This is a genomic window from Desemzia sp. AGC72, from assembly GCF_057334175.1.
Map to the genome: position 1 here is coordinate 604,726 of NZ_JBHFIG010000021.1, position 10,764 is coordinate 615,489.

Below are 10,764 nucleotides of genomic sequence, written 5' to 3' on the forward strand. Positions count from 1 at the left end.
ATATCATGGAAGAGGTGAATCAATTGGCTGCTGTAAAGCAAAAGAAACCATCATCAAAACGGAAAAAACAAGAAGCTCTGTGGGGGCTACTGTTCGTCTCCCCTTTTATTATCGGGTTTATTATTTTTATGTTGGGACCTATGCTATTTTCTTTTTATGGTAGTTTAACAAATTATAATTTAACATCTAAAATGGATTTTATTGGATTCGATAACTTCAAGCGGATGTTTACTCAAGATGAACTTTTTTGGAAATCACTTTATAATACCGGCTATTATGTATTATTTAATGTTCCTTTGACGGCTATAGGGAGTGTCCTCCTTGCTGTATTATTAAACCAACGTGTTCGAGGAATGTCAGTATTTCGGACGATTTTCTACTTGCCTGCTATCCTATCAGGTGTCGCAGTATATGTTCTATGGATGCAAATGCTGTCTCCTACATCTGGATTGATCAATACTGTGTTGGCTTGGGTCGGAGTGCAAGGTCCGGCATGGTTGTTTGATCCTGAATGGACTAAGCCAGCTTTGATTTTAATGAAACTATGGAGTGTCGGCGGTGCTATGCTGCTGTATTTGGCTACTTTGCAGAACGTACCTAACCAGCTGTATGAATCAGCTGAAATAGACGGCGCAAGTGCTTTTAAAAGATTCCGCCATATTACATTGCCTTTAATCACACCTATCATTTTTTATGATGTGGTAACATCAACGATTGGAGCTTTTCAAATTTTCCAAGAAGCTTATGTTATGTCAGAAAGCGGCACGAACGGCCCGGCAAACTCTCTCCTCTTCTACAACTTGCACATGTGGAATAAAGCTTTTGTGGCTTTTGATATGGGATATGCTATGGCTATGTCGATGGTTTTATTTGTTATCGTATTAGGTTTGACTTTTGTAAACTTAAAACTAGCTCCTCGCTGGGTACACTATGGAGGAGGTCGAAATGGATGATTGAAAACACTGCATCAACTGAATCAAAACAAATGGATCAAGTCATACCAAACCAGCACCACTTTAAGAGCAGAAAAAGGCAGCAAAACTTAAATCGCTTGGTTACTTATATTTTATTGCTCGGAGTTAGTGTCGTTTTATTAGCTCCACTCTTTTGGATGGTCTTTACTTCTTTAAAACCTATGGAAGAGGTTGTAAAACTGCCTCCTTCCTTTTTCCCTGAAACTCTTCAGTGGTCAAATTATACTGAAACGATTGAGTCTTTCCCGTTCTTTAAATATGCCGGCAATACTCTATTCATTACATTCTTTGTCGTCTTAGGGAATGTCGTTTCCAATTCCTTTATTGCTTATGGTTTTGCTAAAATTGAGTTTCCCGGTAAAAATCTATTATTTTCTCTCGTATTAGCTACAATGATGATTCCCAGTTTTGTTACCATGATTCCTCAATACGTTTTATTTACGAAGATTGGATGGGTAGGAACATATTTACCGTTGATTGTTCCCTCTTTCTTCGGGAGTGCTTTTAATATCTTCTTGATGCGTCAATTTTATTTATCCATCAATGATGAATTGATCGAAGCTGCCCAAATAGATGGAGCTAATCATTTGTTTATCTGGAGCCGTTTAATGGTTCCATTGACTAAACCGGCTTTAATCACTATTGGTATCACTTCATTTAATGGAGCTTGGAACGACTTCCTGGGACCATTACTTTATATTCATGAAGAAGATATGTACACCTTGCAGATCGGGTTACAAACATTCCAAAGCCAATCTTCTACTCAATGGAACTATTTGATGGCCGGAGCAACTTTAGTCATGATTCCTACTGTTTTATTATTCTTCTTTGCTCAGAAATACTTTATTCAAGGAATGGATTTAACAGGAGGTACAAAAGGATAATCGGTTATGTCTACAGAAAGGGTATCAATCATGAAAAAATTTGATTTTTCAAATGGGATCGTTGTAGCTACAGAATGGATTTCTCGTTTGGCTATAGCAAATCTGATGTGGCTGATGTGTTCTCTCCCTATAGTTACACTCATACCAGCTACTAACGCTTTATTTCATGTTTTTGCTTTATGGTCGAAAGGTGAAGATACCCCTGCGACAGCAAAAACTTTTTGGAATTCTTTCAAAAATCAATTTTGGGACAGTTATAAAGTTGGTGGGCTTGTATGGGGAGTTTTAGTCGTCTTGCTGTTGGACAGCTGGATTTTAACTTTTCTAGCTCAAACGCAAGCTTGGCTGCACATCTACAAATACGTCTTGTACATTACGACTATTTTGTTCAGCTTAACTTCATTGTATTACTTCCCTTTAATCAAAAAAATAAGCGGAACTGTACCTAAACAATTATTGACCGCTTTTTGGTTGTTGATTAGACATCCAGTACTGAGTCTATTATTGGCAGCTGCCTGTAGTTTGCTGGTGATTGTTCTTTCAAGATTTCCAGCATTGCTGTTCTTTTTTTCTGGCAGTGGTATAGCAGCTTTAGCAACAGTGTTTACTAATAAAGCAATCTTTCACAGTAATATGCGGAAAAAGAACAAGCTTCCCGCAGAACATCAAAAATAAAAGCCAAACACTTTTTTAGTGTTTGGCTTTTATTTTTGTTTTTAACCTATACAATATCCTTACGTTCTATTGCTGGAAACAATCTAATCAATACTATACTGATTAGATACAAGATAAATAAAACCGTAAAAATTCCCAACATGCCAACACCCATCAATTCCAATCCTTTTTCTAAAGCTGCGTAATCAACATCAAACATTTCCTCGCACCCTTTCTTTTGGGGATCTTAAGTAAAGAAATTCAATACTAATCCCCCAGCTACTACCGAAGCAATTTGTCCGGAAACATTAGCCCCTATAGCATACATCAATACAAAATTCTGAGTGTCTTCCTCATGTGCCATTTTTTGGATTACTCTTGCCGACATCGGAAAAGCTGAAATACCGGCTGCACCAATCATAGGATTGATTTTTTCTTTTCGAAAGAGATTTAACAGTTTGACGAATAAAACGCCCCCAACTGTATCCATGACAAATGCTACCAATCCAAAAGCAATAATCAACAAAGTATCCAGTCGCAAAAATTGATCGGCTGTCAATTTCACAGAAATCGTTAGACCTAATAAAATACTGACTAAATTGACTAACTCATTTTGGGCTGAAGAGCTCAATCGATCCAACACTCCACATTCCCGAATGAAATTACCGAACATCAAAAAGCCTACTAAAGGCAGCGATGCTGGAGCAACGAAACCGGAAATCAAAATAACAGCAATCGGAAAAATGATTTTAGTTGTTTTTGATACGGCTTCTGCTTTGTAAGTCATTTTGATCTTGCGTTCTTTTTCGGTCGTCACTGCTCTAATAGCAATAGGCTGAATAATCGGCACTAAAGCCATATATGAATAGGCTGCTACAGTAATAGGACCTAATAAATGCGGAGCTAGTTGATTGCTCACAAAAATGGAAGTAGGCCCATCTGCTGCTCCTATGATTCCTATAGTTGCTGCTTCTTGTAAATTGAATCCGAAAATGATCGCAACTAAAATAGTAAAAAAAATACCGAATTGAGCTGCTGCACCAAATAGAAACATAAACGGATTTTTTAATAAAGGACCAAAATCAATCATAGCTCCGATTCCAATAAAGATCAATAAGGGAAATAATTCATTAGAGATTCCAAATTCAAATAGAACATCCAAAATCCCTTCTTGATTTACTCCGTTTACTTGTTGACTAATCAAACCTGAACCAGGGATATTTACTAAAATCACCCCAATGCCTATAGGTATCAAAAGGGTTGGTTCATATTGCTTTTTAATGCCTAAATAAATCAATAAAATTCCAATAGCCATCATTACCACTTGACCTGCACTAACAGCTGACAATCCATCCACAAACGATTCCATATAAACCCCTCCTGCCCTGAGAGCCAACTATTTGCCAAAGAAAGACATCAATACTCCTGCTGCAACCGCTGAACCTATCACTCCAGCTACGTTGGGTCCCATAGCATGCATCAATAAATAATTAGAAGGATCGTCTTTAACCCCTTCTTTCTGCACTATCCGAGCTGCCATCGGAACTGCTGAAACTCCAGCTGCTCCAATCATAGGATTGATCTTCCCATTCGATAATTTACACATCCATTTTCCGGCCAATACCCCTCCTGCTGTTCCTGCTGCAAACGCAATCAAGCCAAGTATCACTACTTTCATAGTTTCTACCGTTAATAGAATATCACCGTTAGCTTTAGCTCCAACTGTTATACCTAACAATATGGTTACGATAAACATGATCGATGATTGCAAAGTTTCTGTTATTTTTGGAACAACATTACTCTCTTTAACTAAATTCCCTAACATTAACATCCCTATCAACGGTGCTGAAGACGGTACTAATAAAATAACAAATATAGTAGTAACAATTGGAAATAAGATCTTTTCGATTTTGGATACTGGTCTTAATTGCTCCATTTTAACTTCCCGCTCAGCTTTAGTAGTCAATGCCCGTATGATTGGCGGTTGAATAATTGGGACAAGAGCCATATAAGAATAAGCTACTAATGCAACAATAGGTAATAAGTGTTCTGCTAATTGACTTGTCAAATAAATAGCTGTCGGTCCGTCAGCGCCTCCAATGATACCAATGGATGAAGCTTCTTCTGGAGTCAGTCCAAAAGCCAATGCCCCGAAGAAGGCAATAAAAATTCCCACTTGAGCTGCGCCACCAAGTAACAATGTAATAGGATTTGCAATCAATGGTCCAAAGTCAATTGTTGATCCTAGACACAAAAAAATCAGTGGAGGATAAATCCCCAATCCTGTTCCTTGATAAAGATAATACAGAAGCCCACCAGACGCTTCTTGGGTTGACGAAATCATCAGATTTGTCAAAGGCAGATTCACTAATAGCATACCAAAGGCTATCGGAAGCAATAAATAAGGTTCATATTGTTTTTTGATTGACAAATAAAGAAAAAGGCAGGCAATTAGGATCATGATAATATCCTTATAACTCAAGTTAGTCAATCCTGAAGAGGCAATGAGTTTATTTAACGATTCTCCCACATGTTTCCCCTCCTCACCTTAGGAAATCACAACCAATAAATCACCAGAATCTACAGTTTGATTGGCGGCTACTTTTACACTTGAGACCATACCATCAATTGGCGCTACAATTTCATTTTCCATTTTCATAGCTTCTAGTATGCAGAGCACTTCTCCAGCCTTAATTTTTTGCCCGTCACTTACTGATAAACGTAAAATCGTTCCCGGCATAGGCGCAACAACATTGGCCTTTTCCGGGGTTGTTGACTGTTGCACAGACTGTTTTTGTTGTATTTTTTCAGGTGTTTGCAGAGGATTTGAGGTGGAAGCTGCAGAATCGACTTCTTCCACAGACACTTGGTACACTTGTCCATTAACAGTGATTTCATAATGTTTCATGATTTTTCCTCCAGACTAACGTATTCTTTTGATTGAAGTAATACGATACTGCTTATCTTGGTGATCGTTATTCGCAAGTATTAACGCCATTAAAGCAGCAACTGTTTTGAGTTCTTCATTTGATTGTGGGTCTACAGAGAGAGTTCGAGAAGGTTGGTTATTTCTTTCTTCCTTAGTATCTTCCATATTCATTTTCATCTGCAGATTATTGTTTTTTCCAGAAAAAAATTTAAACAAGTTGATAATTAGCTGAAGACCGATCAACACCAAAAAAACTACTAAAACACTTATCACAGCAATGACAACACCATCCATGATAGTAAAATCTCTCATACCATCCCTCTTTTCTTACATAGTAGCAGTAATGCGGATGATTTCATTTTCCTTATCTTCTTCTTTACTAACTTGATGTGTTTTTTCTTTTAAATGATACTTCTTTTCAAGGAATTCTTTACCAACCTTCGGAAAAAGTGCGTAAGTCAGCACATCTTCGTCTGATCGCCCAAGTTCTCCCAGTTCTTCTTTCAATCGATTAAATTCAGAAGGTATATGGTTCGCTGGGCGATCAGTAATCACGCTATCCTCATGAATAATCGATTTTCTAAACTCTTCATTGACAGGCACCGGAGTTTTACCATAAGAACCGCGTAAATATTCTTTGATCTCATTTGGAACCATTTTATAGCGTTCACCAGCCAACACGTTGAAGACTGCTTGTGTTCCCACCATCTGACTCATCGGTGTAACCAAAGGAGGGAATCCCAGATCAAAACGAACACGTGGAACTTCTTTCAACACCGCATCATACTTGTCTGTTGCATTGGCTTGTTTTAATTGAGACAGCAAATTAGACAACATTCCACCGGGAACTTGATAAATTAATGCTTTTGGATCAGATCCCATTACTTTAGGATTCATTAATTCGTTGGCCAGATACTTGTCGCGAATCGGTTTAAAATAATCGGCGATTTCTTCTAATAAAAAAACGTCTAGTTTCGTTCTCCGTTGGCCTTCATTTAAACAAATGGCCATTGTTTCCGTCGGAGGCTGACTTGTACCTTCTGCAAAAGGAGAAATAGCTGTATCAATCATATCTACTCCAGCTTCTACTGCCATCAGATAGGTCATATGAGAAGTTCCGCTCGTTGCATGTGTATGCAGACTAAGCGGTACACTGATAACTTTTTTGAGGGCACTAACCAATTCTTTTCCTGCATAGGGAGTCAGTATCCCAGCCATATCTTTGATACAAATCGAATCTGCTCCCATTTCCTCCATTTCTGAAGCTAACTCTACAAAATAAGGAATGGTATGCACATCGCTGATGGTATAGCAAATAGTTAATTGAGCATGTCCGCCATACTTCTTTACCGCTTTTAAAGAAGCCTCTAAATTACGAATATCATTTAAGGCATCAAAAATTCTAAAAATATCAATACCATTTGCCACGGACAGCTCGACAAATTTATCCACCACGTCATCTGCATAATGGCGATATCCCAATAAGTTTTGGCCTCTCAATAACATTTGCAATTTAGTATTAGGAGTTTGCTTTCGTATTTCTCTTAGTCTATCCCAGGGATCTTCATTTAAAAACCGAATAGCTGCATCAAACGTTGCTCCACCCCAGCATTCCATCGAAAAATATCCTACTTTGTCCATCTTTTCGATAATAGGCAACATATCCTCCGTAGACATCCGTGTAGCCATTAAACTCTGATGTGCATCTCGAAGAACCGTTTCAGTTATTTCGACCATCTTTTCTGTCATTGGTATTCCTCCCAAGTTCCTAATGACGATTGCACGCGCTAATAAAAGTGATTTCTTTAGATAATTAATAACGAGTTGAATGATCGCTACATCATACAACTCGTTTTCCTGATTATTCAGGTTTCATTTATCAAGCTCAAAATCGCTTTTAGAGCTTCATTAGGCAACACATTTAATGCATTTTTTTGTGCTTGTTCCCGTATAAACTCTCCACGCATTTTCATTCTTTCATCTACCAATGAAGCATATGAAGAATCTGTAAAATCTGGTTTAAAGTCTTCAATGACCATATACTGGAGGTCTGTTAAGTGTCCAAAACTTTGAAATTCAGCTGTATCATCGATAATCGATTCTATAGCACCAAGTGTAACCTCTTTAGGTATTTTTTTATCTAAAAAGAAGCCCGTGTTAAGAATGTAACAATCCGTTCCCAATTCTTCAAACAAATATTTAAAGTTATTGTAATCATCTATCAACGGATAGACTCTAAATGGGTTGGCGTAAGGCTCTATAACAAGTTTGTTGATGTCGACTCCTTTTTTCAATCGTTCTGCAGTTGTTCTTTTGGTAGCTAAAGTGGCACCAAATGTTGTGGCTAGAATTGGGTCATTGATCTTTAATACTGGAGGTAAAGAATCATCTTTCATGATCCAAAATACAGCATTGATCGGCTCTTCAAACTTGTCTACACGATTTGGTGTTGAGTAACGAGATTTAATCGTCCGTCCATTTCCATTACGCAGATCTTCTGTCAATAATACTTTATTTCCGTTTTCATCTTGAGTTACACCTACATTTTGAACGGTGACAAAATAATCAACTTCAGGATGATCCGATGGGTAGTCTTGAGTTTTATCAAAATATGCTGGTTCCAAAGCAATAGAAGAACCATCTTTCAATGAAATGATAAAAGCATCATCATGCAATACTTCAACTTGATACTTGTTATTGTGTTTAGCATGTGTCAATGTTGATTTCCCAGATCCGGACAACCCGAAAAAGGCTGCCACATAACTTTCATCTTCTTTCAATACAAATTTTTTCTGCCCACCATGACAAGAAACATATCCTATATTATGGGCAATATTCCAAGCTAATGTTAGAGTCGCTTTCTTTAATTCTCCAAAATAATTCATTCCAAGAATGATGGCACAATTATGCGCTGAGTCAAAATAAGCCAATCCTAATGGGTAATCAGGATGGTGCCAATTCGCATCTTGATAAATTAAAATATCTCCTTCATTGATTTCATCAGACTCTTTATACATATCATCGTAGAATTCATTAGTGGCTTGGAAGTTAAGCAACCATGAATAAAGATTGTTTTCTTGGCCTTCTGGTACAGTCAGATGAGCTTTTACCATAAAATCAGGATCTAGTCCTACATAAGCACTGGTTTTGTACCTATTTGTCTTTGTTCCATCGTAAATAGCATCCAAAATCAGAGTTTTCAACTTAGCATCTTCTTCTGGATTTTCGCCATATATTCTTTTTGCTGCAGCAGTTCTACCTACTACAGAATTCCCATTTTCTACAAGTATCTTAGCATTTGATGGTAAATCTAATTTATCAGGATATTTTACAGGTAAATCAGTGACTATCGTATTTATAGCGTCATGAGCTATCTGGTATGCTTTATCTATAGAAGTTATTAGTTGGATGTTGTTGCTGTACAGAGAAGTTTCAACAATAGAACGTAAGGGAGAAAAAAGGTGATTGGATCGGCGTATTTCTGCTTTTAAAAATCTATCTTTTGTTGACAATGGCTGCACCCCTAACTTTTTACAGTATTATGGAATCTATTCACCAAACAACATTTCGGCTAACTGCTTTTGTTTTTTTGTATTGACTTTCCTCACCTGCCTTTTTCTAAATTAAATCAGTGAGAAATCTTTGCAAAAATTTCGTTAATTTTTTTAACACTAAACCCAATCATTAAATCTATACGCCTAATACACCATTATATTAACAGAAAACAACTATTATTAATAGCGCTTACTATCTAGTTTAAAAGTTTTACTGGTTCAGCTAATGATCCTATCCTTTTAAATTTTTTAATTCCTGCACAGTTCCATAACCCAGAAATACAAAAAACCTTGAGAAGTCATATTATCTTCTCAAGGTTTTTCATTTAACCAACAAAATGCCTTTTGGTTCTTTGTTTTATTCTTTTTTATTTAATGGATGATTTCCACTTTTTATTCTATAGCCTATAAAAACAATATAAGCCCCATATAACATCACAAAAACTGAAACGAGAGGTTGTATAATCATAGCAATAGCACCTAAAATTATAATCATGCTGCCAACGATCATTTGCCATTTACCAAGACGCTTATTCATCTCCGTATTCTCCTCTTCTTTTTTCTTTCATTTAGTATAACAGAGCTTTACTATCATTTCTAAATATTTTAGATTTTGATATGAAGTAGAAATTTCACTACCAATATAAATGGTACAAATTAATTGTTAAAATTTTAAAAAAAAGCTGAACTCAACGAGTTCAACTTTTGCTTTGATACCGGCGGCCGGAATCGAACCGGCACGCCCTCAACGGGCACTGGATTTTGAGTCCAGCGCGTCTACCAATTCCGCCACGCCGGCATAAATAATACAAATTTTCTATCTCTATAGATAAGGCGGTAACCGGATTTGAACCGGTGATGAAGGTTTTGCAGACCTCTGCCTTACCACTTGGCTATACCGCCATATTTAAGTAACTGGGCTAGCTGGATTCGAACCAGCGCATGAGGGAGTCAAAGTCCCTTGCCTTACCGCTTGGCTATAGCCCAAAAAAAGGGCGACTGATGGGAATCGAACCCACGAGTGCCGGCGCCACAAGCCGGTGCGTTAACCACTTCGCCACAATCGCCATGATTTAATTCAAACAACAGGGGTAGTAGGAATTGAACCCACATCGATGGTTTTGGAGACCATAGTTTTACCATTAAACTATACCCCTAAATAATGGTGGAGGGGGGCAGATTCGAACTGCCGAACCCGAAGGAGCGGATTTACAGTCCGCCGCGTTTAGCCACTTCGCTACCCCTCCAACAATGGCTCGGGACGGAATCGAACCGCCGACACCTTGAGCTTCAATCAAGTGCTCTACCAACTGAGCTACCGAGCCATATCTTTTAGGTAATACTATTCATTTTTTAAAATGACGGTCTCGACGGGAATCGAACCCGCGATCTTCTGCGTGACAGGCAGACATGTTAACCCCTACACCACGAGACCATAATTTGTTGCAATGGAGGTTAACGGGCTCGAACCGCTGACCCTCTGCTTGTAAGGCAGATGCTCTCCCAACTGAGCTAAACCTCCAGGTTTAAACTAACCTTATAAATGACCCGTACGGGATTCGAACCCGTGTTACCGCCGTGAAAGGGCAGTGTCTTAACCGCTTGACCAACGGGCCATGATTTACATTTTTCAACGGAGAGTAAGGGATTCGAACCCTTGAGACAGTTTTCACCGCCTACACGATTTCCAATCGTGCTCCTTCGGCCAGCTCGGACAACTCTCCAGATTCAAGTATCCTTGATACCCTATACATGAAAAAATACTATGT

11 protein-coding genes and 11 tRNA genes are annotated in these 10,764 nt (G+C 38.0%); 3 read left to right on the forward strand and 19 right to left on the reverse strand.

Features of this window, described 5'->3' with window-relative positions:
* Nucleotides 1-5 precede the first annotated feature (5 nt).
* The 3 genes from ACE025_RS11965 to ACE025_RS11975 all read left to right on the forward strand — a co-directional run bounded on the left by ACE025_RS11965 (nt 6) and on the right by ACE025_RS11975 (nt 2,533).
* Nucleotides 6-953 (forward strand): carbohydrate ABC transporter permease, encoded by a 948-nt coding sequence (locus ACE025_RS11965; protein ID WP_485940058.1) that lies wholly within the window; start codon nt 6-8, stop codon nt 951-953.
* A 158-nt stretch (nt 954-1,111) separates the two neighbouring features.
* Nucleotides 1,112-1,858 carry a carbohydrate ABC transporter permease gene (locus ACE025_RS11970; RefSeq protein ID WP_394810885.1) on the forward strand — a complete coding sequence of 249 codons (747 nt, stop codon included), beginning with the start codon at nt 1,112-1,114 and terminating at the stop codon, nt 1,856-1,858.
* A gap of 30 nt (nt 1,859-1,888) precedes the next feature.
* A complete protein-coding gene (locus ACE025_RS11975) occupies nt 1,889-2,533 on the forward strand; it encodes a YesL family protein (RefSeq protein WP_485940060.1) in 645 nt (214 codons plus the stop codon).
* 46 nt (nt 2,534-2,579) lie between these two features.
* Here ACE025_RS11975 and ACE025_RS11980 read toward each other — a convergent pair whose 3' ends face one another.
* From ACE025_RS11980 to ACE025_RS12070, 19 genes are all read right to left on the reverse strand, one after another.
* Nucleotides 2,580-2,732, reverse strand: a complete 153-nt coding sequence (locus ACE025_RS11980; protein WP_485940062.1) for an OadG-related small transporter subunit — start codon at nt 2,730-2,732, stop codon at nt 2,580-2,582.
* Nucleotides 2,733-2,759: 27 nt separating this feature from the next.
* Nucleotides 2,760-3,881: a sodium ion-translocating decarboxylase subunit beta gene (locus ACE025_RS11985; RefSeq protein ID WP_485940064.1), complete on the reverse strand. Its 1,122-nt coding sequence runs from the start codon at nt 3,879-3,881 to the stop codon at nt 2,760-2,762.
* Nucleotides 3,882-3,908: 27 nt separating this feature from the next.
* Entirely contained in the window at nt 3,909-5,042 is a 1,134-nt protein-coding gene (locus tag ACE025_RS11990) for a sodium ion-translocating decarboxylase subunit beta (RefSeq protein ID WP_485940066.1), read from the reverse strand.
* A gap of 18 nt (nt 5,043-5,060) precedes the next feature.
* Nucleotides 5,061-5,420 carry a biotin/lipoyl-containing protein gene (locus tag ACE025_RS11995; RefSeq protein ID WP_485940067.1) on the reverse strand — a complete coding sequence of 120 codons (360 nt, stop codon included), beginning with the start codon at nt 5,418-5,420 and terminating at the stop codon, nt 5,061-5,063.
* Between the two features lie 15 nt (nt 5,421-5,435).
* Nucleotides 5,436-5,753, reverse strand: coding sequence for an OadG family protein (locus tag ACE025_RS12000; RefSeq protein WP_485940069.1), 318 nt, complete (start codon nt 5,751-5,753; stop codon nt 5,436-5,438).
* Between the two features lie 15 nt (nt 5,754-5,768).
* On the reverse strand, nt 5,769-7,190 hold the full coding sequence (locus ACE025_RS12005; RefSeq protein WP_485940071.1) for an oxaloacetate decarboxylase subunit alpha: 1,422 nt from the start codon (nt 7,188-7,190) through the stop codon (nt 5,769-5,771).
* A 116-nt stretch (nt 7,191-7,306) separates the two neighbouring features.
* Nucleotides 7,307-8,953 (reverse strand): phosphoenolpyruvate carboxykinase (ATP), encoded by a 1,647-nt coding sequence (locus tag ACE025_RS12010; RefSeq protein WP_485940073.1) that lies wholly within the window; start codon nt 8,951-8,953, stop codon nt 7,307-7,309.
* Nucleotides 8,954-9,353: 400 nt separating this feature from the next.
* Nucleotides 9,354-9,533, reverse strand: a complete 180-nt coding sequence (locus ACE025_RS12015; protein WP_485940075.1) for a hypothetical protein — start codon at nt 9,531-9,533, stop codon at nt 9,354-9,356.
* 176 nt (nt 9,534-9,709) lie between these two features.
* Nucleotides 9,710-9,794: transfer RNA gene (locus ACE025_RS12020), tRNA-Leu, on the reverse strand.
* Nucleotides 9,795-9,827: 33 nt separating this feature from the next.
* Nucleotides 9,828-9,898, reverse strand: a tRNA-Cys gene (locus ACE025_RS12025).
* Nucleotides 9,899-9,910: 12 nt separating this feature from the next.
* Nucleotides 9,911-9,982, reverse strand: a tRNA-Gln gene (locus ACE025_RS12030).
* A 7-nt stretch (nt 9,983-9,989) separates the two neighbouring features.
* Nucleotides 9,990-10,062, reverse strand: a tRNA-His gene (locus ACE025_RS12035).
* A 19-nt stretch (nt 10,063-10,081) separates the two neighbouring features.
* Nucleotides 10,082-10,152 (reverse strand) — tRNA-Trp (locus ACE025_RS12040).
* Nucleotides 10,153-10,158: 6 nt separating this feature from the next.
* A tRNA-Tyr gene (locus tag ACE025_RS12045) sits at nt 10,159-10,242 on the reverse strand.
* A gap of 5 nt (nt 10,243-10,247) precedes the next feature.
* Nucleotides 10,248-10,320: transfer RNA gene (locus ACE025_RS12050), tRNA-Phe, on the reverse strand.
* Between the two features lie 37 nt (nt 10,321-10,357).
* Nucleotides 10,358-10,430: transfer RNA gene (locus ACE025_RS12055), tRNA-Asp, on the reverse strand.
* Between the two features lie 14 nt (nt 10,431-10,444).
* A tRNA-Val gene (locus ACE025_RS12060) sits at nt 10,445-10,517 on the reverse strand.
* A gap of 22 nt (nt 10,518-10,539) precedes the next feature.
* Nucleotides 10,540-10,611, reverse strand: a tRNA-Glu gene (locus ACE025_RS12065).
* Nucleotides 10,612-10,629: 18 nt separating this feature from the next.
* A tRNA-Ser gene (locus ACE025_RS12070) sits at nt 10,630-10,719 on the reverse strand.
* Between the last annotated feature and the right edge of the window lie 45 nt (nt 10,720-10,764).

Excerpts from the sequence above, each read along its gene's own strand:
- ACE025_RS12000 (WP_485940069.1), bottom strand. The coding sequence starts at position 5,753 with ATGAGAGATTTTACTATCATGGATGGTGTTGTCATTGCTGTGATAAGT.
- ACE025_RS11980 (WP_485940062.1), bottom strand. The coding sequence starts at position 2,732 with ATGTTTGATGTTGATTACGCAGCTTTAGAAAAAGGATTGGAATTGATG.
- ACE025_RS12005 (WP_485940071.1), bottom strand. The coding sequence starts at position 7,190 with ATGACAGAAAAGATGGTCGAAATAACTGAAACGGTTCTTCGAGATGCA.
- ACE025_RS11975 (WP_485940060.1), top strand. The coding sequence starts at position 1,889 with ATGAAAAAATTTGATTTTTCAAATGGGATCGTTGTAGCTACAGAATGG.
- ACE025_RS11995 (WP_485940067.1), bottom strand. The coding sequence starts at position 5,420 with ATGAAACATTATGAAATCACTGTTAATGGACAAGTGTACCAAGTGTCT.
- ACE025_RS11985 (WP_485940064.1), bottom strand. The coding sequence starts at position 3,881 with ATGGAATCGTTTGTGGATGGATTGTCAGCTGTTAGTGCAGGTCAAGTG.
- ACE025_RS11970 (WP_394810885.1), top strand. The coding sequence starts at position 1,112 with ATGGTCTTTACTTCTTTAAAACCTATGGAAGAGGTTGTAAAACTGCCT.
- ACE025_RS11965 (WP_485940058.1), top strand. The coding sequence starts at position 6 with ATGGAAGAGGTGAATCAATTGGCTGCTGTAAAGCAAAAGAAACCATCA.
- ACE025_RS12015 (WP_485940075.1), bottom strand. The coding sequence starts at position 9,533 with ATGAATAAGCGTCTTGGTAAATGGCAAATGATCGTTGGCAGCATGATT.